This is a genomic window from Kibdelosporangium philippinense (genome assembly GCF_021390435.2).
Taxonomy (GTDB): Bacteria; Actinomycetota; Actinomycetes; order Mycobacteriales; family Pseudonocardiaceae; genus Kibdelosporangium; species Kibdelosporangium philippinense.
In genome coordinates this window covers 396,482-420,394 of the sequence record NZ_JAJVCN010000002.1, presented here as the reverse complement: position 1 = coordinate 420,394, position 23,913 = coordinate 396,482, and the positions used below count along the sequence as shown (strand labels likewise).

At 64.6% G+C, this 23,913-nt stretch carries 21 protein-coding genes and 1 tRNA gene; 11 read left to right on the top strand and 11 right to left on the bottom strand.

Annotated elements, in window-relative coordinates; all coding sequences use genetic code 11:
- Window positions 1-13: 13 nt before the first annotated feature.
- The 4 genes from LWC34_RS20770 to LWC34_RS20755 form a co-directional block, all read right to left on the bottom strand.
- On the bottom strand, window positions 14-1,123 hold the full coding sequence (locus LWC34_RS20770; protein ID WP_233726829.1) for a serine hydrolase domain-containing protein: 1,110 nt from the start codon (window positions 1,121-1,123) through the stop codon (window positions 14-16).
- A gap of 18 nt (window positions 1,124-1,141) precedes the next feature.
- Entirely contained in the window at window positions 1,142-2,251 is a 1,110-nt protein-coding gene (locus LWC34_RS20765) for a serine hydrolase domain-containing protein (RefSeq protein ID WP_233726828.1), read from the bottom strand.
- Window positions 2,252-2,312: 61 nt separating this feature from the next.
- Entirely contained in the window at window positions 2,313-2,879 is a 567-nt protein-coding gene (locus LWC34_RS20760) for a TetR/AcrR family transcriptional regulator (RefSeq protein WP_233728785.1), read from the bottom strand.
- Window positions 2,876-3,202: a DMT family transporter gene (locus tag LWC34_RS20755; RefSeq protein ID WP_233726827.1), complete on the bottom strand. Its 327-nt coding sequence runs from the start codon at window positions 3,200-3,202 to the stop codon at window positions 2,876-2,878. Before LWC34_RS20755 ends, LWC34_RS20760 begins: the two co-directional genes overlap by 4 nt.
- A gap of 104 nt (window positions 3,203-3,306) precedes the next feature.
- Here LWC34_RS20755 and LWC34_RS20750 point away from each other — a divergent pair, with 104 nt between their 5' ends.
- The 5 genes from LWC34_RS20750 to LWC34_RS20730 all read left to right on the top strand — a co-directional run bounded on the left by LWC34_RS20750 (window position 3,307) and on the right by LWC34_RS20730 (window position 9,630).
- The gene (locus LWC34_RS20750) at window positions 3,307-5,478 is read left to right on the top strand and encodes a (Fe-S)-binding protein (RefSeq protein WP_233726826.1); all 2,172 of its coding nucleotides are present in this window, start codon (window positions 3,307-3,309) and stop codon (window positions 5,476-5,478) included.
- Between the two features lie 43 nt (window positions 5,479-5,521).
- Window positions 5,522-6,142: a Uma2 family endonuclease gene (locus LWC34_RS20745; RefSeq protein WP_233726825.1), complete on the top strand. Its 621-nt coding sequence runs from the start codon at window positions 5,522-5,524 to the stop codon at window positions 6,140-6,142.
- Window positions 6,143-6,174: 32 nt separating this feature from the next.
- Window positions 6,175-6,918: a class I SAM-dependent methyltransferase gene (locus LWC34_RS20740; protein WP_233726824.1), complete on the top strand. Its 744-nt coding sequence runs from the start codon at window positions 6,175-6,177 to the stop codon at window positions 6,916-6,918.
- 349 nt (window positions 6,919-7,267) lie between these two features.
- Window positions 7,268-8,620, top strand: a complete 1,353-nt coding sequence (locus tag LWC34_RS20735; RefSeq protein ID WP_233726823.1) for a dihydrolipoyl dehydrogenase family protein — start codon at window positions 7,268-7,270, stop codon at window positions 8,618-8,620.
- Window positions 8,617-9,630 (top strand): cation diffusion facilitator family transporter, encoded by a 1,014-nt coding sequence (locus LWC34_RS20730; protein WP_233726822.1) that lies wholly within the window; start codon window positions 8,617-8,619, stop codon window positions 9,628-9,630. The genes LWC34_RS20735 and LWC34_RS20730 overlap by 4 nt, the downstream gene beginning before the upstream one ends.
- On the opposite strand, the gene LWC34_RS20725 is transcribed toward LWC34_RS20730, so the two are convergent.
- Complete coding sequence (locus tag LWC34_RS20725; protein ID WP_233726821.1) at window positions 9,607-10,479, bottom strand: alpha/beta fold hydrolase; 873 nt, start codon at window positions 10,477-10,479, stop codon at window positions 9,607-9,609. The genes LWC34_RS20730 and LWC34_RS20725 overlap by 24 nt on opposite strands.
- Window positions 10,480-10,598: 119 nt before the next feature.
- Between LWC34_RS20725 and LWC34_RS20720 the strand changes: the two genes are divergently transcribed.
- Window positions 10,599-11,957, top strand: coding sequence for an MFS transporter (locus LWC34_RS20720; RefSeq protein ID WP_233726820.1), 1,359 nt, complete (start codon window positions 10,599-10,601; stop codon window positions 11,955-11,957).
- Here the strand turns inward: LWC34_RS20720 and LWC34_RS20715 are convergent.
- The 5 genes from LWC34_RS20715 to LWC34_RS20695 are packed head-to-tail and all read right to left on the bottom strand — an operon-like array spanning window position 11,932 to window position 18,440.
- Complete coding sequence (locus LWC34_RS20715; RefSeq protein WP_233726819.1) at window positions 11,932-12,567, bottom strand: GntR family transcriptional regulator; 636 nt, start codon at window positions 12,565-12,567, stop codon at window positions 11,932-11,934. The genes LWC34_RS20720 and LWC34_RS20715 overlap by 26 nt on opposite strands.
- The gene (locus LWC34_RS20710; protein WP_233726818.1) at window positions 12,564-14,816 is read right to left on the bottom strand and encodes a xanthine dehydrogenase family protein molybdopterin-binding subunit; all 2,253 of its coding nucleotides are present in this window, start codon (window positions 14,814-14,816) and stop codon (window positions 12,564-12,566) included. The genes LWC34_RS20715 and LWC34_RS20710 overlap by 4 nt, the downstream gene beginning before the upstream one ends.
- Window positions 14,813-15,301: a (2Fe-2S)-binding protein gene (locus LWC34_RS20705; protein ID WP_233726817.1), complete on the bottom strand. Its 489-nt coding sequence runs from the start codon at window positions 15,299-15,301 to the stop codon at window positions 14,813-14,815. The genes LWC34_RS20710 and LWC34_RS20705 overlap by 4 nt, the downstream gene beginning before the upstream one ends.
- Window positions 15,298-17,610, bottom strand: coding sequence for a xanthine dehydrogenase family protein molybdopterin-binding subunit (locus LWC34_RS20700; RefSeq protein ID WP_233726816.1), 2,313 nt, complete (start codon window positions 17,608-17,610; stop codon window positions 15,298-15,300). The genes LWC34_RS20705 and LWC34_RS20700 overlap by 4 nt, the downstream gene beginning before the upstream one ends.
- Window positions 17,607-18,440: an FAD binding domain-containing protein gene (locus tag LWC34_RS20695; protein WP_233726815.1), complete on the bottom strand. Its 834-nt coding sequence runs from the start codon at window positions 18,438-18,440 to the stop codon at window positions 17,607-17,609. The genes LWC34_RS20700 and LWC34_RS20695 overlap by 4 nt, the downstream gene beginning before the upstream one ends.
- A gap of 41 nt (window positions 18,441-18,481) precedes the next feature.
- Here LWC34_RS20695 and LWC34_RS20690 point away from each other — a divergent pair, with 41 nt between their 5' ends.
- Genes LWC34_RS20690 through LWC34_RS20675 form a run of 4 tightly spaced genes read left to right on the top strand, consistent with a single transcriptional unit; the run spans window position 18,482 to window position 23,076 of the window.
- A complete protein-coding gene (locus LWC34_RS20690) occupies window positions 18,482-19,147 on the top strand; it encodes an enoyl-CoA hydratase/isomerase family protein (protein WP_233726814.1) in 666 nt (221 codons plus the stop codon).
- The gene (locus LWC34_RS20685) at window positions 19,144-21,639 is read left to right on the top strand and encodes an AMP-binding protein (RefSeq protein WP_233726813.1); all 2,496 of its coding nucleotides are present in this window, start codon (window positions 19,144-19,146) and stop codon (window positions 21,637-21,639) included. Before LWC34_RS20690 ends, LWC34_RS20685 begins: the two co-directional genes overlap by 4 nt.
- A 10-nt stretch (window positions 21,640-21,649) precedes the next feature.
- Window positions 21,650-22,447, top strand: a complete 798-nt coding sequence (locus LWC34_RS20680) for an SDR family oxidoreductase (RefSeq protein ID WP_233726812.1) — start codon at window positions 21,650-21,652, stop codon at window positions 22,445-22,447.
- Window positions 22,447-23,076: an SRPBCC family protein gene (locus LWC34_RS20675; protein ID WP_233726811.1), complete on the top strand. Its 630-nt coding sequence runs from the start codon at window positions 22,447-22,449 to the stop codon at window positions 23,074-23,076. Before LWC34_RS20680 ends, LWC34_RS20675 begins: the two co-directional genes overlap by 1 nt.
- Window positions 23,077-23,159: 83 nt before the next feature.
- Here LWC34_RS20675 and LWC34_RS20670 read toward each other — a convergent pair.
- Window positions 23,160-23,230 (bottom strand) — tRNA-Gly (locus LWC34_RS20670).
- Between the two features lie 56 nt (window positions 23,231-23,286).
- Here LWC34_RS20670 and dcd point away from each other — a divergent pair.
- A complete protein-coding gene (gene dcd / locus LWC34_RS20665) occupies window positions 23,287-23,880 on the top strand; it encodes a dCTP deaminase (RefSeq protein WP_233726810.1) in 594 nt (197 codons plus the stop codon).
- The last annotated feature ends 33 nt before the right edge of the window (window positions 23,881-23,913 follow it).

Genomic DNA, 23,913 nt, shown 5'->3' with positions numbered 1-23,913 from the left:
CCGGGTGAATTCCTCAGCGCGTGACGGCGTCGGCGATCCGCTGGACCCGTGCGTCCGGCCCAGTCGAGGACTTGTTGGTCGAATTCAGCGAGTACACGACCTTGCGGGCCAGGTCACGGGTGGCGAACATGCCGCTGGTGTACCCGTAGCGCGTGCCGGTCTTGCCCCAGACCGTCACCCCGTTCATGGTCACGGTCTGCAGGCCCTGGCTGAACCTCGCATCCTGGGCCGGACTGTCGTAGTCCTTGACCTTCGGCACGGTGAACAGCCTGGTCATCGAGTCTTTGCCGAGCAGACGGCCGCGGAACAACGCGGTCATGAAGGTGTCCATGTCCGATGCTGTGGAGATCATTCCACCCGCCGCCCACGGGATGGACTGGTTCATCTCGGTGATGTCGATGAGCTTGCCGTTCAGGGTGAAGTAGCCGCGTGCGGTGGGGTTGGGCAGGCGCGGGTCGTTGCCGGGGTAGTAGGTGTCGCACAGCCCGAGCAGGTCGGCGATGCGCTCGCGCACGAGCTGGGCGTACGACTGGCCAGTGACTTTCTCGGCGAGGACTCCGGCGACGATGTAGCTGGAGTTGCTGTACCGCTGCTTGGTTCCCGGCGTGAACAGGATCGGCTGCGCGGTGACTGTGGCGAGAACTCGCCCCGGTGTCCAGCTGTCGAAACGCCTGTCGACGATCCACTGTGGATCGCTGGCCTGCGGGATGTTCACGTGCGGAAGGCCGGAGGTGTGGTCGAGCAGCGTGTACACCGGGATCGGCGGATAGTCCGCTGGCAACGGCAGATAACGCTGGACCGGCTGGTTGAGATCGATCTTGCCTTCCTCAGCCAGCTTCAACACCAGAAAAGCCGTGAAGACCTTGGTGATACTGCCGATCCGGAACCTTCCATCGGGCCGGACCGATCCGCCTTTCTCGATGTCGTAGACGCCGGACGTGCCCGACCAACGTCCAGCAGACCCGGTGACCCGGACAAACGCGCCCGTCACGTCAGGGTCGGGTAGGCCCGAGAGGGACGCTTTCAGCAAGGCGTCGTTGGGTGGTGGCAGCGTGGCTGCCTGGGCTGGGATGGCCGTCATGGCCACAGCCGCAGTGGCAAGGGCCACAATGGTTTTACGCATGATGATTCTCCCCCGTGATCAGCGGGTGACCGCGTCTGCGATGCGCAGTACGCGTTGCTCAGGACCGGTCGTGGACTTGGCCGTCGAATTGACCGAGAGCGCGACCTTTCGTGCCAGGTCACGGGTGGCGAAAAGGCCGGTCGCGTACCCGTAGCGGGTGCCGTTCTTGCCCCAGAGCTGCACGCCGTTCAACGTGATGGTCAGCAGGCCCTGGCTGTACATCGCCGGTTTGCCGTCGTCGAAGTTCTTCACGTTCGGCACGGTGAAAAGCCTGGTCATCGACTCCGTGCCGAGCAGACGGCCGGTGAACAGCGCAGTGCCGAACGTGTCCAGTTCGGACGCCGTCGAAATCATCCCGCCAGCCGCCCACGGCACGGACTGGTTCATCTCGGTGATGTCGACGAGCTTGCCGTTGACGTTGAAGTATCCACGCGCGCTTGCGTTGGGCAGGCGTGGATCGTCGCCGGGATAGTAGGTCTGGCACAGGCCAAGCGGTTCGGCGATGCGTTCACGGACAAGCTGGGCGTAGCGCTTGCCAGTCACTTTTTCCGCGATCATTCCGGCGACGACGTAGCTCGAATTGCTGTAGCGCTGGAAGGTGCCTGGCGTGAACAGATGCTCGTGCCGGGTCACGGTCGCGAGTACCTGCGACGGGGTCCAGCTGTCGAAGCGGTGGTCGACAACCCATTGCGGGTCGTCAAAACCGGGGATGTCCACATGCGGCAGGCCAGACGTGTGGTCGAGCAAGGTGTACACCGGAATCGGCGGATAGCTCGCAGGCAACGGCAGATAACGCTGGACCGGCTCGTTGAGATCGATCTTGCCTTCCTCAGCCAGCTTCAACACCAGAACAGCCGTGAAAACCTTGGTGATACTGCCGATCCGAAACCTTCCATCGGGCCGGACCGATCCGCCTTTCTCGATGTCGTAGACGCCGGACGTGCCCGACCAACGACCGGCGGACCCGGTGATCCGGACGAACGCGCCGGTGGCCTCCGCGTCGGGTAAGCCCGCGATCGACGCTTCCAGCAAGGGTTTGTTCGGCGGCGGCAAATCGGCGGCCTGTGCGGGCATCGCGGTCAGCGTGACGGCAGCGGCAGTGGCCAGGGCGGCAACGGTTTTTCGCATGCTGTAACACTTTCGGCTGACCGCCCGTAAGCCATCCGGGCAGAACCCTGGCTGATCAAGATCAGGGTTTTGAGGGGCGCATCAGGTACGCGACCACCGGTTCCAGCTCGGCCACGGTCGGCGGCTCGTCGTCGATCAGGCCCTGCATCAACAGGCCGTCCATCCCGGCGAGGAACGCGCGGAAGGCGACCTCATCGTCGTGCTGCACCAGGCTTGTCAGCACGTCAAGCCATAGCCGGGCGGCCGGGCGCAGCGCCGGGTTTCGGGCGGCGTAGAGGTAGAGCTCGTACTCGGCCATTGTGCGGCCGCGCTCGGGGCCGAGGGACTCCACGATCATCTCGGCGACCTCGCGGGCACCCTGACTTCCCCTGATCCTGGCTCGTTCGACCAAGTCGCGCACGGCTGTCGTGAAGCCACTCGCGCACCAGGTGAGGGTTGCGGTGAGCAGGTCTTCGAGGCTGGAGAAGTGGTACGTGGTCGAGGTCGTCGGCACTCCGGCTTCCTTGGCGACGGTCCGGTGCGTCACTCCCGCCACCCCGTCCCGCTCGATGACCCGCAGCGTCGCCTGGATCAACTCCTGCCTGCGCCGGTCGCCTCTGGCCTTGCGGCCGTCCGGTTGTGTGATCAGTGCGCCCTCCCGAGTTCGAGCAGCACGACGCCGCCGATGATCAGCACCAGTCCACCAGCCATCGTCCAGTTGACCGGTTCGGCGAAGAACACCGCCCCGATGGCCGCGACCGCGGCGATACCGGCCGCTGCCCAGATCGCGTAGGCGGCGCCGACCGGGAAACCGTCTTTCAGCAGCTTGCCGAGCACGCCGAAGGCAAGAAGGTAGCCGACGACGACCACGATCGACGGGCCGAGCTTGGTGAAGTTCTCGGAGAGCTTCAGCGAGGTCGTCGCGGCGACTTCACCCGCGATCGCGACCGCCAATAACAGGTAGGGAGGCATACTGCCAAACTAACGGGACGATGGTCCCAATACCAAGCGAATTTGAGCGATCCAGATCACGCTGGACTAGTTACTGACGAGTAACCCTGGATACGGTCGGCGCCATGACAGGCTTGGGGCTGATCCTCGGCATCCTCTGCGCGCTGCTGACAGTGGTCGCGGTGGTCATGACGACCATCACCGTGCGGCGCATGCTCGCGACGATCCGGCTCGGACAACCGGACTCGACGCGCAACGGCCCCTTCGGCCGCCGTGTCCGCGTGATGCTCAAAGAGGTTCTCGGGCACACCCGGATGCTCAAGTGGAGCCACGTCGGTGTGCTGCACTGGTTCGTGATGGCCGGGTTCGGCGGGCTGATCCTCAGCGTCGTCGCCGCGTACGGCGAGGTGTTCGTGCCCGCGTGGGACCTGCCGGTGATCGGCCACTGGGGCCCGTACAACCTATTCGTCGAGCTGCTGGGGCTGACCACGGTCCTCGGCATCCTCGGCCTGATCTACATCCGGCTGAGCAACCACCCGCGCTTCAAGGGCCGCTCGTCGCGCTTCACCGGCTCCCGGATGGGCCGCGCGTACTTCGTCGAGGCGATCGTGCTGGTCGAAGGCCTTGGCGTGATGGGTATCCGGGCCGCGAAGTACGCCGCTGGCTACTTCGACGTGCCGACCTGGTCCGCGCCGGTGACCAAGCTGATCGGTTCGGTGCTGCCCGCCGAGCCCGCGCTGGTGTCGATCTTCGCGGCGATGAAGATCTTCTCGGCGATGGTCTGGCTGATCGTGATCTCGCTGAACAAGACCATGGGTGTGGCCTGGCACCGGTTCACCGCGTTCTTCAACATCTACTTCAAGCGCAACGAAGGCACGGCCCTCGGCGCGCTGAAACCGATGATGAGCGGCGGCAAGCCGCTGGACTTCGAGGAAGCCGACCCGGAGAAGGACGTCTTCGGCGCAGGCAAGGTCGAGGACTTCTCGTGGAAGGGCTGGCTGGACTTCACCACGTGCACGGAATGCGGCCGCTGCCAGTCGCAGTGCCCGGCGTGGAACACCGAGAAACCGTTGTCCCCCAAGATGGTCATCACGCAACTGCGTGACCACGCCTACGCCAAGGCGCCATACTTGCTGGCTGGCGGCCGACGCGACATGGCTGGCGACGAGATCGGCCTTGACTCGCACGCGGGCATCGACGTACTGGCGCTCGCCGAGTCGGAGAAGGCCCTGGTCGGCGACATCATCGACCCGGACGCCCTGTGGTCGTGCACGACCTGCGGCGCGTGTGTCGAGCAGTGCCCGGTCGACATCGAGCACGTCGACCACATCGTCGACATGCGCCGCTACCAGGTGCTGATCGAGTCGAACTTCCCGGCCGAGCTGAACGGGATGTTCAAGAACCTTGAGAACAAAGGCAACCCGTGGGGCCAGAACACCAAGGACCGTCTCGAGTGGACCAAGGACCTGGACTTCGAGGTGCCGGTGTACGACGGCACGCAGGACTTCGAGTACCTGTTCTGGGTCGGCTGCGCGGGCGCGTTCGAGGACAAGGCGAAGAAAACCACCCGGGCCGTCGCTGAACTGCTGCACATCGCGGGCGTGAAATACGTGGTCCTCGGCTCGGAGGAAGCGTGCACGGGTGACCCGGCTCGCCGCGCTGGCAACGAGTTCCTGTTCCAGATGCTCGCGCAGCAGAACGTCGAAGTCCTCAATGGAGTGTTCGAGGACCGCAAAGTTCGCAAGATCGTCGCGACCTGCGCGCACTGCTTCAACACCATCGGCAACGAGTACCCGGAACTCGGCCTGACCGTCGAGGTCATGCACCACACGCAGCTGCTGAACCGCTTGGTGCGTGAGCGAAAGCTGGTACCGGTGGCTCCGGTCGCCGAGGACGTGACGTATCACGACCCCTGCTATTTGGGGCGGCACAACAAGGTTTACGAGGCGCCGCGTGAGTTGATCGAGTCTTCCGGGGTGTCGATGCGGGAAATGCCGCGCCACGCCGACAAATCCATGTGCTGTGGCGCCGGTGGCGCTCGCATGTGGATGGAGGAGCGGATCGGCAAGCGGATCAACGTGGCCCGCGTTGACGAGGCCCTCGGCACCGCGCCGACGAAGATCGCTACTGGTTGCCCGTTCTGCCGCGTAATGCTCAACGACGGGTTGACGCAGCGCAAGAGCGAAGGTGTCGGCGAGAACGTCGAGGTCGTGGACGTTTCCCAGCTGCTGCTGACCGCCGTGAAACGCGGCCAGCCGCAGCCCGCGCCCGCCGCGCAGGACTTGTCAACAACCTGATCGTGTAGGAGCGTTGGGTAAGAACAGCGGGTAGCCTGAACATATGATCGAGGAGATGGTCCCCATGTTCGCTGAGGCGAGTAGGGCTGGGTCCTTCGATCCTTTAGTAGATCTCTACGGCATGTGGACCACCGACCTCGCCGAGCGTTACCTACCCATCAAAGGGGCGCCGCCGGCCAAGTACGAATGCGTCGACGGAAAGCTGATCTTGAGCCCCTACGAAGCAGGCCATAACGTCTACGCGGCTGATGAATTGCGGACGCTGGTCAAGCCGGCCGTGCGCGCTGCGGGGTTGCGTGTGTACACGACTGTGAACCTTCGGTTCGATCTCCAGAAATGGATTCAGCCTGACTTCGCGGTCGTGCGCTCACCTGTGCCTGGGGTGTGGGTCGAGGCGGCAGATGCAGTCGTGGTCGGCGAGTTCGTGTCGCCATCCAGCCGATCTCGGGATCGGATCGACAAGCCCGCCCTGTGCGCGGCAGCCAAGATCCCCTACTACCTGACGGGCGAAGTGAGCCTGGTCGACGAGCAAGCGTCAGTTCGGATGTGGCGGCTTGACGGGGACAAGTACCGGCTGCTCGCCAAGGCGTCGGCCGGAGAGCGGTTCGAGGTGGATGAGCCGTTCAAGATGTCGTTCGATCCGATCGAGTTGCTCGATCTGTAAATCCGGATGACAGGGTCCCTACAGTCAGCTAGGTGACTACGACTGACAAGCAGCACTGGGAATCGCAGGCGGCCAACTGGGTCGAGTGGGCACGTAAGCCAGGGTTCGATGCTTATTGGCATTACCGGGAGAGGTTCTTCGACCTGATACCCGCGCCCGGCGGGGTCACTGTCGACGTCGGGTGCGGGGAAGGCCGCCTCTCCCGGGACCTGGCCTCCCGTGGCTACGCCGTGACCGGCGTCGAACCGGCGCCTGGCCTGCGCAAAGCGGCGCAAGAGGCGCACCCAGAGGGCAAGTACGTCGATGGGGAAGCCAGCAACCTGCCATTCCAAGACGCCTCAGTGGACCTGCTGGTCTCCTACAACATGCTGATGGATGTGGACGACCTCGATGGGGCGTTGCGGGAGTTCGCCCGCGTGCTCAAGCCGAGCGGCAAGCTCGCGATCACCATCGTGCACCCGGTCGCCGACTCGATCGGGTTCGACCAGAGCGATCCTGAGGCACCTTTCACCATCGACGGCTCCTACCTGGCGACGTCAGCGTTCAACGCGGTCGACACGAAGGAAGGCATCTCGATGCACTTCAGCGGCTGGCACCGCTCGATCGGCACGTACGCCGAGGCGCTGCGGCAAGCCGGGCTGCTGATCGAGACCATCCGTGAACCCGTGCCACACGACGACTCGCCCGAGGACAGGTTTGCCCGGTGGCGCAGATTCCCGGCGTTCATGCAGGTTCTCGCCACCACCCCGGGCGTGTCCACCATTCCAACACCATGAATTGACCGTTCCGGCACACCGTGTCCACCGTTCCAGCACACCGTGTCCACCGTTCCAGCACACCGTGTCCACCATTCCAACACCATGAATTGACCGTTCCGGCACACCGTGTCCACCGTTCCAGCACACCGTGTCCACCGTTCCAGCACACCGTGTCCACCGTTCCAGCACAGTGAAATGCGCGTAGCGGCCCTGAAGCCACCCCGGACGGCGATCTCGAGGTGCCGGAATGTGTATTTCGGTGTGTCGGAACGGTGGACACACCGTTCAGCAACGGTGGACACACTGTTCCGGAATGGTGGACACGCTAGTGGTCGCGCGGCGGCGGTATTCGTGATGGGCTTGGTTCATGACTGCTGAGGATGTGGACGTCGTTGTGATCGGGCTGGGTCCGGGTGGCGAGTCGCTCGCCACTCAACTCGGCAAGGCGGGTTTGTCCGTTGTCGGGATCGATGCCCGGTTGGTCGGCGGCGAATGCCCTTACTACGCCTGCATTCCGACCAAAATGATGATCCGCGCGGCCGATGCTCTCGCCGAGGCGCGACGGGCGAACCAGTTGGCTGGGTCCGTGCAGATTCAGCCGGATTGGGCGCCGGTCGCCGCCCGTGTACGCGATGACGCGACCGCCAACTGGAACGACCAGGCTGCCGTTGACCGGTTGGAAGCTGCGGGCGTCCGGTTTGTCCGTGGGTACGGCAAGATCACCGGCACCGACGAGGTCACAGTTGGCGACCTGGTTTTCCGTACACGCAAGGGAATCGTGCTCAACCCGGGGACCGATCCAGCGGTTCCGCCGATCGATGGGCTTGCTGACACTCCACTCTGGACGAACCGCGAGGCGGTCCCGGCAACGGCAGTGCCGAAGTCGCTGATAGTGCTCGGCGGCGGACCGGTGGGCTGTGAGTTCGCCCAGGTGTTCGCCCGTTTCGGTGCTGATGTCACGGTTCTGCAGTCGCCGGACAGGTTGCTGCCCAACGACGAACCGGAGTCGAGCGAGTTGCTCAGGCAGATCTTCGAGCGCGAGGGCATCAAAGTGGTCACCGGCGCCCGCGCGACCAAAGTGGACCACGACGGCGCCTTCCATGTCACGGCAGGCGGCGAAACCTATACCGCGGACCAGCTTCTGGTCGCCACCGGCCGGACGCGGGACCTGGCCGCGCTCGGGGTGAAAGCCGTCGGCATCCCGGACGACGGCCGGTTCATCCAGGTAGACGACCGGATGCGGGCGGCCGACAAGGTCTGGGCGATCGGCGACATCGCGGGTACGGGCGCGTTCACGCACATGTCCATGTATCACGCGGACATCGCGGTCGCCGACATCCTCGGCAAGGACGGCCCACGGGCGCAGTACCACGCGGTGCCGCACGCCACTTTCACCGATCCCGAGGTTGCCTCGGTCGGCCTGACGCAGGCTGAAGCCGAGCAGCAGGGCATCAACGTCCGGACCGCGCTGACCAGATTGCCGGATTCCTCCAGGGGTTTCATCCACAAGCTGGGCAACGACGGGTTGATCAAGCTCATCGAGGACGCCGACCGCGGTTTCCTCGTCGGCGCGTCAGCCGTCGGGCCTGGTGCTGGGGAGATCATCGGCGCGCTGGTCGTGGCCGTGCACGCGAAGGTCCCGACCGCCACACTGAAGGGCATGATCCTGGCGTACCCGACGTTCCACCGCGCGATCGGCGCGGCACTGGCCGAGCTGTGAGCGAGACCAAAGAGACCAAAGAGGACAAGCCGGGCGGCGAGAGCACGCTCACGGTCGTCCTGGCACTGCTGGTCAACCTGGCGATCGCGATCATGAAGTTGATCGCCGGGCTGATCACGGGCTCGGCCGCGATGCTCGCCGAAGCCGCGCATTCGGTGGCGGACACGTTCACCGAAGCGTTGCTGCTGACCGCGTTGCGCAGGTCCGAGCGACCGGCGGATCGCGCGCATCCCTTTGGCTACGGCAAAGAACGCTATTTCTGGTCGCTGCTCGCGGCCGTGTCGATCTTCGTGTCCGGCGCGGTGTTCTCGTTCTACGAGGGCTTCGACGCGATCTTCGGCCCGACGGTAGAGCAGGAATCGCCGATCGTCGCGTACATCGTGCTGGCCATCGCGTTCGCGCTGGAGATGGTGTCGTGGCTGCAGGCCGTGCGCCAGACTCGCCGGGAAGCGGCAGAGCAGAGCCGGACGATGTTCGAGTATCTGCGCCACAGCGACGACCCGACCTCCAAGACGGTGTTGTTCGAGGACAGTGCCGCGTTGGTCGGTCTGTTCATCGCGTTCGCGGGCATCGGGTTGCACCAGATCACCGGATCGCAGTTGGCCGACGGCATCGCCTCGGTGCTCATTGGTCTGCTGTTGGCAGTGGTCGCGTACTTGCTGAGCCGTACCAACCGGGGTTTGCTGATCGGCCGCCAGGCCGACCCGGTGCTGGTCAGGGCGGTGGGCAAGCGGTTGCGTGAAACGCCTGAGGTCGAAGCGGTCGTCGATCTGCTGACGATGACCACCGGAACAGACAGCGTCCTGGTCTGCGCCCGGCTCGACTTCGACGACTCGCTGGGCGCGGCGGACCTGGAACGGGCGTGTGTGCGGATCGAGGCGGAGTTGCGGGCCGAGTTCCACGAACTGACCGAGATCTTCCTGGAACCCGTGCCCCGCAACGATCCTGAGCTCCGCGCACGAGTGCTCGCGCGCTACGGCTTCGAACTACATGGTGGCGCCGGTCAGTGACCGGGGATCGCGGGTGCGCCACGCACCCCGGTCGACCGCGCTGATGAACCTGTCCACAGTAGAGTTGAACAGGTCCGGCTCTTCGAGGTTGGCCGTGTGCCCGGTTTGCGGCAGCACGGCCAAACCCGAGGTCGGAATGGTCCGCTTGAGCATGAGGTCGGGTTCGAGGCAGCCTTCGTCCTCATCGCCGACCACGATCAACACCGGCGTCTCGATCGTCGCCAAGTCCTCTTTCAACGCGTACAACGAAGGCCGTGAGGCCTGCACGCCCCGCATCGTCAACGCTGAGCCGAGCGAGTCGTGCTCAGCCAAGGCTTCCGCGAATTCCGCCCAGCCGCGCGGGTTCTTGTTCTGGAACTGCACACGCGCCGGGCCGACCGCGTACGTCTTCGCGACCTCAGCCGCGCCCTTGTGCTCGAAGGAGTCGGCGGTCGCGTGGCTTTCGGCTCGGAAGCCCTCTTGCTTGTCGGGGTGTGCGCCGTAGCCCGCGCCCGCGACCACCGCCGAGACCACTCGGTCCGGATGCCTGAGCGTCAGGTGCAGTGTCGTGAAGCCGCCCATCGACAGGCCGACTACGTGGGCTTTCTTGATTCCCAGACGGTCGAGGACCGCGATCGCGTCCTTGACCGCGCGGTCCATCGAGTAGGCGGCCGGATCCTGTGGCACGTCGGAGGGCGGGTAGCCGCGGGCCGAGTACGTGATGCACCGGTGGGTGTTGGAGAAGTACCGCACCTGCGGTTCCCAGCTGCGGTGATCACCAGCGAACTCGTGGATGAAGAGCAGCGGGAAGCCGGTCCCGGTCTCTTCGACGTGCAGGTTCACCCCGTCGTCGGTCTCGATCTTCGGCACGAGTGACACCCTCCCGAAGGCATTATTGAAATCTGGTATACCAACTGGTATACCAGATTCAGCTCAGAGCTTCGACAACAGCATTCAGGGGGTTCCCAGCCCTAGCGAAGCGAGGCCGAATGACGCTCAAAACAGGTGATCAGGTCGTTCAGGAACTCCCTTGGCGTTGGCGAGCCCAGGGCACGATCTTCTTAGTCGGCGGGCTCGGGTTCATGTTCGACGCGTGGGACGTCACGCTGAACGGCTTCCTGATCCCGCTGGTATCCGACGAATGGGGACTGTCCAAAGCCGAAGGTGCCTGGGTCGGCACGGCCAACCTGATCGGGATGGCGATCGGCGCCTTCGTGTGGGGCGGGATCGCCGACACCATCGGCCGAAAACGCGCCTTCAGCCTCACCTTGCTGATGTTCTCGGTCTTCTCCGTCGCCGGGGCGCTCGCACCGGACTTCGTGACCTTCTGTGTGTTCCGATTCCTTGCGGGACTTGGACTTGGCGGCTGCATTCCGGTCGACTACGCCCTTGTCGGTGAATTCACACCAGCGAAGGTCCGTGGCCGGGTGTTGACCGCGATGGACGTGTGGTGGCCGATCGGCGCGACCTTGTGCGGCGTTGTTTCCACTGCGCTGCAACCGAACTGGCGCGCGATGCTGCTCGTGATGGTCCTTCCCGCGCTACTTCTGTTCTGGGTCAGGCTTTCCGTGCCGGAGTCGCCGATGTATCTTGTGCGGCGCGGCAAAACCGAAGAGGCCCGGCGGGTGATCGATGGCTTGATCGCCAAGACCAAAGCACAGGTCGGACCGTGGGAACTTCCACCGCCGGAACGGATGCCAAGACTGTCCGCCACGAGCATGATCGAGCAGTTCAAGGACCTCTGGCGGTACAGCGCGAAGATCACGTCCGCCTCATGGGCGCTGTTCCTCACGGTTTTCCTGTTGTACTACGGCGCTTTGACGTGGCTGCCAGCCATTCTCAAAGCTCAAGGTTACGGCAACTACGCGGCGTTCATGGTGACCACGTTGATGACGGCCGTCGGCATCGTTGGCGTGCTCGTTTCGGCATGGCTGGTCGATGTGGTCGGTCGCAAGTGGGTGATCGGCTTGTCTGGCCCGGTTTCCGCGCTCGCTATGGTCGTTTTCGCTGTCCAGCTTGATATTCCGGGCGCGGCGAAGTTCTGGATCGGCCTGTTCGGGTTTGTCATCGAACTGACCATCCCCGCGCTGTACGCGTACGTCTCCGAGCTCTATCCCACGCGGTTGCGGGCGAGCGGATTCGGCTGGGCCTCGACGATCAGCCGAATCGGCGCCGGATTCGTTCCGTTGATTTTCGGGTCGCTGCTCTGGCCATACCTTGGTTTGCCGATGACCTTCCTGGTCATCGGGGTGCTGCTGGCGCTGGCATCGCTGTGGATGGCTGTCGCCGCGCCGGAGACCAAGGACCGGGAGTTGGACGAGATCAGTCCAGCGGGGCCGCTCCCATGATGTGCTCGTAGGTTGCCTTTCGTGCGGCTTCCGCGTCGCCTTGGCGCAGTGCGTCGATGATCAGCTCGTGCTGGCTGATGGATTCGGCGTGACTGCGGGCGACGCGGGGGCCGCCGTGCAGGGCTTGCCAGAGCAGGCGCATCAACGACAACAGAAGCGGGCTGTGTGAGTACTCGTAGAGTGCGAAGTGGAACTCGCGATTCAACTCCGGGTACGTCGGATCATCCTCGGCCAGCGATCGCATTCGCTCGTTCAAGTCAGTCAGCTTCGCGATTCCGGCTTCGTCGATCTTGGGCGCCGCCAGCGCCGCGCCGAGCGACTCAAGTGCCGCGCGGATCTGGTAGTTCTCCTCGGTCGATCCAGAGTCGGCTTCCACAACCGTGAACCCGCGGTGCGCGTCGCCGATTACCAGGCCTTCGGACTCGAGGCGGCGCATCGCTTCACGCACCGGCGTCTGGCTGACGTGGAACCGCGCCGCCAGGTCACGCTGGCGCAGCTGCTTTCCCGCGGCCAACTCGCCGGTGATGATCAGCTCACGGATCAGCGCGACCACCATGTCGGTCTTGCTGACATAGTTCAGCGCCGGTTGCTGTTGTGTCGACTCCGTCATTTCCCCTCCTTGATGAGACCACGCACGCGCTCCGCGGTCATCGGCAAGCGCCCCACCGGTCCGGCGAGGCCCACTGCGTCCCTGATCGCCCCCGCGATGGCCGCGCCTGCCGCGGTCAGTCCTCCCTCGCCGGCTCCTTTGACCCCAAGGGGATTGCCCGGTGCCGGAGCGTCCTGCGCCACCAGGATGTCGATCTGCGGCAACTCGGCCGCCGTCGGCATCAGGTAGTCCATGAACGTCACCGCCTGTGGTTGTCCGGCCTCGTCGTACCGGAACTCCTCCAGCAAAGCGCCCCCAACCCCCTGCGCGACACCACCGAGTAGCTGACCTTCGACCAAAGTCGGGTTGATCGCCCGCCCGACTTCGTAGGCGACCAGGTAGCGCACCACCTTCACCTGCCCCGTCCCGGTGTCCACGTCCACCAGCGCGACATGCACGCCGTACGGGTAGGTCATGTGTTCGACCTCGAACCGGCGCCGGGCGCTCAACCCAGCGGGTTCGTCAGCCTGCAGGTACCGGCTGCCCGGGCGGCAGGCCTTGGCAACCTCGGCATACGAGACGCTCGAACCCGGCGCGCCTTTCACGCCGATCGAGCCCGCGGTGACCTCAAGGTCGTCCTCGGACACCTCGAGCATCCGCGATGCCATTTGGACCGCGCGTTCCCGAACGGCCGTCGCGGCCCGGTGCACCGCGCTTCCACCGACGACAGTCGACCGTGACGCCCACGATCCACCACCGAACGGCTGCAGCATCGTGTCGCCGTTGATCACGGTGATCACGTCCGGATCGACCGTCAACGCATCCGCGGTGACCTGCGCCAGAACCGTCTCGATCCCTTGACCGAGCGAGGTTCCGCCGGAGTACACGCGCACGTCACCGGACGTCCCGATCGTGACGTCGGCGGTTTCCTGCGGGCCGAGGCCGCTCTTCTCCAGGAACATCGCGACACCGAGCCCGGCCGTGTGGCCTTGCGCCTTCAGCGATTCGAGCTGGGCGTAGTACCCGAGCCGGTCGGCTTCGACCATCGCCTTGTCCAGCAGTCCCACGTAGTCGCCGGAATCCAGCACGACGTCCGTGCCGAGCGTGCTCATTTCCCTGGTGTGCGGGAGTTCGTCCGCGGTCAGCAGGTTGCGGCGCCTGAGTTCCACACGATCGATGCCGATCGCGTCCGCAGCCACGTCAAGCAACTGTTCGCGGACTGAGGTTCCCTCGAACCTGCCGGGTGCCCGATACGTGCCGCACGGCGTCTTGTTCGTGAGCATCACGCGGATACGGCCGTGGAACGCCGGAACCCGGTACGGACCAGGCAACATCGCCAGCGTCAGCTCGGGGACGATGATCCCATGTGTCCGGGCGTACGCGCCGTTGTCGTGCAGCACATCGTCTTTCAGGCCAAGCAAGGTTCCTTCGGCGTCGAAGGCGGCCGTGATCGTGTGTTCCTGCTGGCGTGAGTGGTTCACCGCGACCAAGTGCTCGGCGCGGTCCTCGACCCACTTGACCGGGCGGCGCAGTGTCCACGCCAGCCACGGCACGAGGAAGTCCTCCGGGTAGAACTCGCCGCGGACACCGAATCCGCCGCCCGCGTCCATCGCGTGTACGTGGATCAGGTTCTCGTCGATGCCGAGCATGGTGGCCAGCACATCCCGGTTGAACACTGGGACCTTGGTCATCCCGAAGATCTGCAACGCGCCGGTCGCCAGGTCCACATCGGCCAGCAACGCGCGCGGTTCCAACGGGACCGCGCTGTGCCTGCCGACGTCGAACTTGATGGACACCACGTGCGCCGGGTCGTCGAACGCGGCATCGACATCGCCGTAGCCGAGCTCGAACTCCGCGGCTTGGACGCCGTCGGCGGTGTCCACTGTGACCGGCAGTTCCGCGATGTCCACCTGGACGAGTTCAGCGAGATCTTCGGCTTCGTATGGGTCGTCGGCCGCGACAACGGCGACGGGTTCGCCGACGTACCGGACCTCGTCGGCGGCCAGGACGGGCTGGAGGTAGTCGCTGAGGTCGATGCCCTGGACGGTCAACCGGACCGGGATTCGCAGGCCTGGCGGCAGATCCTCGGCGGTGATGACCTTGGCACCATTCGGGCGACTGATCGAAATAAGATGGCCGTGCGCCACCGGCGATCGAACCACGCGAAGCCACAGCTGGCCTTGACGATCCTGGTCGTCGCCGAAGCGGCCAAGACCGCGCAGCAGCCGTGGATCCTCTTTGCGTGGCACGCGTTCGCCGATGGACGTCATCCCGCGCGCTCCTCGGCGACTTGCCGGACCGCCTCGACAATGCCCTGATAGCCGGTGCAGCGGCAGATGTTGGACGCCATCACTTCGCGCACTTCGGACTCGTCCGGCACACCGTCTTGTTCGGACAGGTCGGACAGATATGCCTCGGACAGCATCAGGAATCCCGGCGTGCAGAACCCGCACTGCAGCCCGTGGCAGCGGCTGAAGGCTTTCTGCAGGTCTGAGAGGTCCTCACCGGACGCGAGGCCTTCGACCGTCCGCACGTCGCAGCCGTCGGCCTGCACGCCGAAGACCAAACACGCCCGGACTGGTTGGTCATCGAGCAAAACCGTGCAGGCGCCGCAGATTCCATGCTCACAGCCGATGTGCGTGCCGGTATAGCCGAGATCGTGTCGCAGCACGTCAGCGAGCGTCCGCCGGGATTCGACCACGATCTCGTGTTCTTTCCCGTTGACCGACAAGGCGATCAGGTGGATGTCCTTCATGCCAACACGTCCTCGGGCAGAACGGGAATATGGTCGAACTGGACACCGAGGTGACCAAGCGCGTCGTTGATCGCGTTGAGCACCGCGGCGGGCGCGCCGATTGTGCCGCCTTCACCCATCCCTTTGGAACCGTTCTCGCTGAATTGAGATGGCGTTTCCAGGTGGTGAATCTCGATCGGGCAGATCTCGTTCGCGGTCGGCACCAGATAGTCCATCAGAGTCGTACTCGTCGGCTGTCCTTCTTGGTCGAACGTGATCCGCTCATAGAGCGCGGCCGCGATCCCTTGCGCGACACCGCCGCGCACTTGGCCGTCCACTACCAACGGGTTGATGATGACGCCACAGTCTTCCACGACCATGAACTTGAGCGCACGTATTTCACCGGTTCCAGGGTCGACCGAAACCAGAACAGCGTGACAAGCGTTCGAGAACGTTCCCGGCGGGTCCGCGGTTTCCCGCGCTTCCAGTCCATATCGGCATTCCGCCGGTAGCTTGTGGGTTTGGAAATGCACTACTCTGGCCAGTTCGCTGATCGGCACCGACACATCCGGCACGCCGCGAACACCGGCTTTGCCATCGGCGAGCTCGACGTCGTCCGCACCGACCTCAAGCAGGTGAGCAGCCACCTTCTTGAGCTGAGCGGCCACCGTGTCCGCCGCTTTACGCGCGGCGCCGCCACCGATCACGATCGAGCGGCTGCCGAATGTGCCCCAGCCGTACGAGGTCAGATCGGTATCGCCTTGCCGCAACCGCACTTGGTCGGGATGAATCCCGAGTTGGTCGGCGACTATTTGGGCGAACGTGGTTTCGTGCCCCTGTCCGTGCCCCGATGTCCCTGTCGTCACAATGACTTCACCCGAAGGGTCCATTCGCACGTGTGCCGTGTCGTATCCGGGGGTCATCCGCATTCGCCGCTGCGACATCGTTGGTGTTCCGTAAGCGGTTCGCTCCGAGAAACACGAGAAGCCGATTCCGGCGTAAAGTCCTTGCTCGCGCAACCGGTCGCGTTCGGCGTACCAGCCTGCCTCGGTGATTCGCTTCTCGGTCTGGTCGAGCGATTCGAGGTAACTGCCCTCGTCATACGTGATGTTGTTCGTCCCGGTGTACGGGAACTCGCCGGGCAGGATCATGTTGCGGCGCCGGATCTCGACCGGATCGATGCCCAACTTGGCCGCGGCCTTCTCCATCAACCGTTCCATCACGAGCACGATCTGCGGCCGTGACACACCCCGATAAGGAGCAGTCGGCGCTTTGTTCGTCGCGAATCCACGACCGCGTGCCCGATATGCCGGAACTTTGTAAATTCCGGGCAGTTCGGTCGCGGCCATCAACGGTTCGACCGCGCACGTGAACGGGAAGACCGAGTACGCGCCGATGTCACAACGAATGTCCGCGGCGAGGCCAAGGATCCGGCCGTCGCTGTCGAAGGCGGCCGTGACGTCGTATTCCTGCTCATGGCCGTGCACCGAGGCGGTGAGATTCTCCTGCCGGTCCTCGATCCAGACCACCGGGCGGTTGAGCCGCATCGCGGCAGCCGCGAGGACCACTTCTTCCCGGCTGACCACGCACTTCTGGCCGAACCCGCCGCCGACATCCGGCGCGATCACCCGGACCGACCGTTCAGGGATGCCCAGCGCCTGCGCGATTCCGGACCTCGCCTGGTGCGGCACCTGGGTCGACGTGTGCACGACGACCTGGCTGTCCCGATCGTCCCATTCGGCCAGGGTCACGCGGCCTTCCATCGGCAGCGCGGAAACCCTTGCGCTGGCAAAGGACGCGGTCAGGGTCAGCGGCGCCGAGCCGAAGATCCCGTCGAGCTCGGGATCATCGAACATGACCAGGTCGACAAGACAGTTCCCGGTTCCACTGTGGACTTCCGAATCCGCTGTGAGCGCAGCCTCGATGTCCATCACGACCGGCCCGGTTTTCCACTCGACCTCGACCGCTTCCACGCCGTCCTCGGCCGCGTAAGCGTCTTCGGCGATCACCACGGCCACCGGCTCGCTGACGAACCGGAGGCGATCCGTGGCCAGGATCGGCATCTTGGTCGGCGTGAACTCGTCACGCTCCAACACGGACTGCAGATACGGGTCGCCAAGGTCCTTGCCAGTCAACACTTCCAGCACGCCATCAACCTTCTTGGCTGCTGAGGTGTCGATCGACTTGATCGTCGCCGAGGCATAAGGGCTACGGACAAAGCTCGCGTGCAATGTGTCCGTACGAACCATGTCCGCGACGAAACGACCGCGTCCTAACAACAACCGACGGTCTTCCTTGCGGGGTACACGTGCCCCGACCCACGCGGTCATGCCGCTGCCTCGGCCAGAGCCCGCGCGACCAAGGTCGCCGTGAGTTTCTTGCGGTACGCGCTGCTGCCGTGGCCGTCTGACGGCGGTTCAACCTGTGCCGCCGCGGTTTCGCCTGCCGCGCGCCAGGTTTCCTCATTCGCGGGTTGTCCCGCCAGGTTCACGTCGACCACGTACGGCTGCTGGCTGACGCCACCGAGCACGATCCGGGACGTCAGGATCTCGCTCTCGGCAAGATCTAGCCGGGCGCTCGCGGCGACGATCGCGAAGTCGCCCTGTCGCTGGGAGAACTCGGTCAACGCCGCGTGCGGCGCCGCTTTGGGGAACCGGACTTCCACGATCATCTCGTCCGGTTCGGTCGCGGTCATGAAGAAGCCGTGGAAGAAGTCGGTCGCGGCAACTTCACGCCGTCCTTGCGGGCCCTGCAGCACGATCTGGGCTTCGAGCAGCACGGCCAACACGCACCACTCGGCCGTGGCGTCGCCGTGGGCGATGCTGCCGCCGAACGTGCCACGGCAACGGATGGGGTAGTGGCCGATCCATCTGGCGGCTTTTGACAGCACTCCGAAGCCGTCGATCTTGGCCGTCTCGACGGTCCGATGCCTGGTCAGCGCGCCGATCCGGAGGCCTTGGGCGTCGCGTTGGAGGTAGTCGAGACCGGTCACGCGGGTGATGTCGACGAGCGCGCTCGGCCGGGCCAGCCGGAAGTTCATCATCGCGACCAGGCTCTGCCCGCCCGCCAGGATCTTCGCGTCCGGCCCGAGCTCGGCCAGGAGCGCGATCGTGTCGTTCACGTCGTAGGCCCGGTGGTAAGTGAACGCCGCTGGCTTCACGAGGCTCCTTCCAGATCCAATCTGGTATACCATATTTCAGCATGCGTCTCGTCCAGGAAAGATCTGACGACTTTCTCCGACTCAAGCTGAACCGACCCGAGCAGCGCAACGCAATGGACGAAGCGACAGTCGCCCAGCTGCTCGAAGCCTTACTGGCCCAACCATCCATGCCGGTCCTGCTTGGCAGCACGGATCCGACGATCTTCTCGGCAGGAGCCGACCTGCGTGTCTCGGATGCCGAGCGCACGCGCCTTTCAGACCTGCTGTACGAGTGCTACAAGGTCATCATCAGTCGCCCCGGCGCCGTGATCGCCGTGACCTCCGGCGCTGCAGTCGGTGGCGGCGCACAGCTGGCGGCGGCCGCTGATCTGCGGATTTCCTCCACTGGCGCCCGGTTCCGGTGGGTCGGACCGGGGCACGGATTGGCCGTCGGCGCGTGGATCCTGCCCACCTTGGTCGGACGAAGTGCGGCGATGGACTTGCTGCTGACTTCCCGTTGGCTGGATGCTGAAGAAGCGCATCGACTGGGGTTCACCGCGCTCGCCGACGATCCATGGGCAGCGGCCGAACAGGCCGTCGCCCACGTTGCCGGTCTCGTCAGCGACGCGGTCGCGCGGATAAAGGCAGTCACGGCGATGGAAGGACTGCTGGAACGGCTGAACGCGGAACGAACAGGCAACAGTGCGAACTGGTCGGGGGCGGTATGACCGTTGCGTGGAGCGAACAGTCCTGGCGCGTGCATGTGCCTGACGTGCCGGATCCGTTGGCTTACGTCCAATCGCTTGGGGCTTCGACCATTCCGCTGCTTGCCCAGGCCAGCGCGGCCCGTTTTTCCTCGAAACTGGCGCTTTCGGTCGACGGCGAGTCCATCACGCACGGGGAGTTGGATGCTGAGGCCGCGTCGGCCGCTGGGTGGTTCGCTGCGCGCTATTCGCCTGGGACGCGGGTTGTGCTCGTTGGGCCTTCATCCTTGGGGTTCGTGCGCTGCTACTTGGGGGCGTTGCGCGCGGGGATGATCGTGGTGCTGGCCAACCCGGCTTACACGGCTGCTGAGCTTTCTCACCTGGTCGCTGACTCGGGGGCGGCGTTGACGCTCTCGGATTTCACGGTCCCTGTGGGTGATCCTGTTGAGCCCGTTGGCGGGCCTGATGACGTGGCCCTTTTGGCTTATACGTCTGGGACGACCGGCAAGCCCAAGGGAGTTCCGCTGACTCACCGGAACATCTTGACTTCGATCCGGTCGGCCATGGCCGCTTGGCGGTGGTCCGCGGACGACGTGCTCACGCACGCTTTGCCGCTGTTTCACCAGCATGGGCTCAGTGGGGTGCATGCGACGCTGTTCGCTGGGTCGTCCGCCCGGATCTTCTCGAAGTTCTCGGAGTCTTTGGTTTCCTCGATGGCCTCGGCCTCGGTGTTGATGGCTGTGCCGACGATCTACGCACGGTTGGTCTCCTCGCCTGAGGCTTTCGCTGGCTTGCGGTTGTGTGTCTGTGGCTCGGCTCCGCTGTCCTCGGCTTTGGCTTCACAGCTGCCTGGCGTGCCTCTGGTTCGCTATGGCACAACGGAATCCGGGCTGGACACGTCCAATCCTCTGGATTCGCCACGTGCGGACACGGTCGGGATTCCGTTGCCTGGCATGCACGTTCGGTTGGTGGATGAGGAGATTCAGCTTCGCGGGCCTCAGGTGTTCTCCGGGTATTGGGGCGATGCCGAGGATCCGTTCACTCCGGACGGGTGGTTTCGCACTGGGGATCTCGGTGAGATCGTCGACGGGCACCTGGTGATCAAGGGGCGCAGCAAGGAACTCATCATCACCGGCGGGATGAATGTGTACCCGCGTGAGGTCGAACTAGCGCTTGAGTCGCATCCTTTGGTGGCCGAGGCTGCTGTCGCCGGGCTGCCCTCGCCACAGTGGGGCGAGCAAGTGACCGCTTGGGTCGTCACTCGTGAACGTGTCGATCTTGCCGCGCATGCCCGGTCGCTGCTGGCGCCCTACAAGGTCCCGAAGCAGTTCTTCGAGGTGCAGGCCCTGCCGCGCAACCACATGGGCAAGATCGACCGCAAACGCTTGGCCTCGCCTGTTCAGCGTGCTGTGGACCTTGGCGCGTTCGTCTCGGTTTCCGGTGCCGAGACCGGCGTTCCAGTCGCGGTGAAGGACAACATCAGCCCGGATGCGACGGTCTGGCAACGCTTGGTCGAAGCGGGCTGCTACTCCATGGGCCGCACCACAATGCCCGAGTTGGCGTACTCGGTGATGACGCCAGGCTGCGTAAACCCCTGGGATCCTGCGCGGCACGCAGGCGGATCCAGTGGTGGGTCGGCGGTCGCTGTGGCCACTGGCGCGGTCCGATATGCACTGGGCACGGACACCGGCGGCTCGATCCGCATTCCCGCTGGCCTGTGCGGTGTGGCCGGGCTTCGACCGACGTACGGCGCCCTGCCGATGGACGGCATCAAACCCTTGGCGCCTTCGCTGGACACGGTCGGTCCGATCGCTCTGACCTCGGCTGACTGCCTGTGGATGTTCGAGGCCATGGGCGGTGTCACCTCGCCGGTGCCGACTTCCTTCCGGGTCGGATACAGCCTTCGGTTCTGCTCGGACGAGGTGCGTGCGGTGCTCGAAGCGACGATGGCCGCCTTGCCGGTGGTTTCCTTTGAGGAAGTGGAAATCCCGGACGCCCGGTTTGCCGCGTCGTCGTTGATGCAGTCGGAGGCGCGGTCGCTCTATTGGCCCGCCAAGGATTCGCTGTCGCCGCGGTTGGTCGAGGTGCTGGAGCCGTCGTCGCCGGTGGTGGAGTTCCCAGCTTGGACGTTCCCGACTGAGTTGGACGCAATCTTGTTGCCCGTCACCCCATTGTCCGCAGCTGTGTTGGGCACAGAAGGGTTGGAGAACAAGTACTTCAGGTTCACGGCACTGGCATCGATCACAGGTTTGCCCGCTTTGTCAGCACCTGCCGGACTCGCCGGCGAACCGGGATCACAGGCAACGCCGATCGAACTTGCCGACGCACAGCGCGTCGCCGAACACGGGTCAGCGGCCACCGCCGTCCGCCTGCCTGTCGGCGCCCAACTGATTGGCAAACCGGGATCGGAGGCGACGTTGTGCCAGCTCGGGACCTTGATCGAGGGGACACCGGCCGGATTGGCCCTCGCTTCCGCCCGAGCAGATCTGGTATACCAAATATCACGTCCGAGGTGAGGAGTGGTTCATGGACCTGCAGCTGACCGACAAAGTCGCCTTCGTGACCGGCGCGAGCAAGGGCATCGGCCGAGCGGTCGCCGAACACCTCGCCGCCGAGGGCGCGGACGTGGTGATCACCGCCCGAACCGCCGAATCCCTTGAGGTGACCGCGAAGGAGATCGCCGCGGCAAGCGGGCGCACGGTCGTGCCGATGGCAGGCGACATGAGCAAGTCCGAAGACGTCGAACGCTGCGTCGCAGCCACGTTGGAGCAGTTCGGCCGGATCGACACGCTGGTCACGTGCGCAGGCAGCTCACCGGGCGGCCTGCTCGAAGAGCTGACCGAAGAGCAGTGGATGTCCAGCCTGAACCTGAAGTTCATGGGCTACGTCCGGTCCGTGCGCGCGGTCATCCCGCACATGAAGGAGCGCGGCACGGGTTCAATCGTGCTGGTGGTTGGAAATGACGGCCTCAAGCCAAGCTACTGGGAGCTCACCGCGGGTGTCGCGAACGCCGCGGACATCAACTTCGCCTCCTCGATCGCCGAGCAATACGGCCGCTACGGCGTCCGCGTGAACACGGTCAACCCAGGCCCAGTGAACACAGACCGTTGGGACACCTTGGAAAAGGCGTTCGCACGGGACAAGAAGGTCACCCAGGACCGCGCGCACGAGCTGGCCACCAGCTCGATCCCGTTCGGCAGGATCTGCGAGCCGGACGAGGTCGCGGCACTGGTGGCGTTCCTCGCCTCGCCGAAGGCTAGCTTCATCAATGGCGCGCACATCCCCGTCGACGGCGGGCAACGTAAGGCATTGATGGATCTCTGATGAAGCTGACGAACGAAGTCCACATCGCCGAAGATCCGGCGAAGGTGTTCGAGACTCTGCTGGACGTCGAGCGGGTTGCCGGGTGCATGCCCGGCAGCCGGTTGACCGGCCGCGTCGACGACTCGACCTACTCCGGCGAAGTGAAGGTGAAGGTCGGACCGCTCGGAGTTGCATACACCGGGACGGTGAAGTTCCTGTCGGTCGACCAGGCCGCACGCACTGCGGTCCTCAAAGCCTCCGGCCGTGAACAACACGGCCAGGGCAACGCCGACGCGCACGTGACAGCTCGCGTCCTGCCCGACGGCAATGGTTCGAAGGTTGAGATCGAGACGGATCTGATGATCCGCGGCAAAGTGGCCCAGTTCGGCCGGGGTGTGATCGGCGAGGTCTCGCAGCGGCTGATCGACCAGTTCGCCAAAAACGTGGAGAACTCCTTCACCACCAACGGTTCTTCGCCAGCTCCAGCCGTCACCGCCGAACCCCAGGCGCTGGACGGCGCGGCCCTCGTCCTCACGCCGTTGCTAAAGCGTGCCGCGCCTGTCGCGGCTGGTGTGGCGTTGGGCCTGCTTGCTGGGTTGTTCCTCAAGCGGCAGCCACGGGTGATCGAGGTCATCATCCGCCACGAGTAGTGCCGGGCTCGGATCTTGAATGACCAGAGGGGCTGTCACCGATGATCGGTGACAGCCCCTCTGACCTGCTAAAACTTCTCCAGAGCGGATGACGGGAATCGAACCCGCGTATTCAGCTTGGGAAGCTGATGTTCTACCATTGAACTACATCCGCGAACGCCTGACCGAGCATACACAACATCAGCTGCCGGGCGCAGCTAGGGTGTTGGCGTGCTGCTGAGTGATCGTGATCTGACCAAGGAGCTGGAGTCGGGACGGCTAGGGCTCGAGCCCTACGACCCGGCGATGCTTCAGCCTTCGAGCATTGATGTGCGGCTTGACCGGTTCTTTCGGGTTTTTGACAACACCAAGTACACGCATATCGATCCCGCGTTGCAGCAGGACGAGCTGACGTCCTTGGTCGAGCAGCAGGGTGAGGATCCGTTCGTGCTGCACCCTGGCGAGTTTGTGCTGGGTTCGACCTATGAGTTTGTCACTTTGCCCGATGATCTCGCTGGTCGGTTGGAGGGCAAGTCCTCTCTCGGCCGTCTTGGTCTGCTCACGCACTCGACCGCCGGGTTCATCGACCCTGGGTTCTCCGGGCACATCACTCTCGAGCTGTCCAATGTCGCGAACTTGCCGATCACGCTGTGGCCGGGGATGAAGATCGGGCAGCTCTGCCTTTTCCGCCTCTCCAGCGCCGCCGAGCACCCGTATGGCTCGACGAAGGCCGGGTCGCGCTATCAGGGGCAGCGGGGGCCGACGCCGTCAAGGGCTTACCTCAACTTTCACCGGGTCGACACCAGTCGCGACACAAGCGGGTGAAGTAGCCGCCGAACAGATGTCGGTAACGGCGTT

Bases quoted from the DNA above. Each gene is read 5' to 3' on its own strand.
- LWC34_RS20770 (WP_233726829.1), bottom strand. From the start codon at position 1,123: ATGCGTAAAACCATTGTGGCCCTTGCCACTGCGGCTGTGGCCATGACG.
- LWC34_RS20755 (WP_233726827.1), bottom strand. From the start codon at position 3,202: ATGCCTCCCTACCTGTTATTGGCGGTCGCGATCGCGGGTGAAGTCGCC.
- LWC34_RS20675 (WP_233726811.1), top strand. From the start codon at position 22,447: ATGAAGCTGACGAACGAAGTCCACATCGCCGAAGATCCGGCGAAGGTG.
- LWC34_RS20750 (WP_233726826.1), top strand. From the start codon at position 3,307: ATGACAGGCTTGGGGCTGATCCTCGGCATCCTCTGCGCGCTGCTGACA.
- LWC34_RS20745 (WP_233726825.1), top strand. From the start codon at position 5,522: ATGATCGAGGAGATGGTCCCCATGTTCGCTGAGGCGAGTAGGGCTGGG.
- LWC34_RS20700 (WP_233726816.1), bottom strand. From the start codon at position 17,610: ATGACCGCGTGGGTCGGGGCACGTGTACCCCGCAAGGAAGACCGTCGG.
- LWC34_RS20680 (WP_233726812.1), top strand. From the start codon at position 21,650: ATGGACCTGCAGCTGACCGACAAAGTCGCCTTCGTGACCGGCGCGAGC.
- LWC34_RS20705 (WP_233726817.1), bottom strand. From the start codon at position 15,301: ATGAAGGACATCCACCTGATCGCCTTGTCGGTCAACGGGAAAGAACAC.
- LWC34_RS20735 (WP_233726823.1), top strand. From the start codon at position 7,268: ATGACTGCTGAGGATGTGGACGTCGTTGTGATCGGGCTGGGTCCGGGT.
- LWC34_RS20765 (WP_233726828.1), bottom strand. From the start codon at position 2,251: ATGCGAAAAACCGTTGCCGCCCTGGCCACTGCCGCTGCCGTCACGCTG.
- LWC34_RS20685 (WP_233726813.1), top strand. From the start codon at position 19,144: ATGACCGTTGCGTGGAGCGAACAGTCCTGGCGCGTGCATGTGCCTGAC.
- LWC34_RS20715 (WP_233726819.1), bottom strand. From the start codon at position 12,567: ATGACGGAGTCGACACAACAGCAACCGGCGCTGAACTATGTCAGCAAG.
- LWC34_RS20710 (WP_233726818.1), bottom strand. From the start codon at position 14,816: ATGACGTCCATCGGCGAACGCGTGCCACGCAAAGAGGATCCACGGCTG.
- LWC34_RS20720 (WP_233726820.1), top strand. From the start codon at position 10,599: ATGACGCTCAAAACAGGTGATCAGGTCGTTCAGGAACTCCCTTGGCGT.
- LWC34_RS20690 (WP_233726814.1), top strand. From the start codon at position 18,482: ATGCGTCTCGTCCAGGAAAGATCTGACGACTTTCTCCGACTCAAGCTG.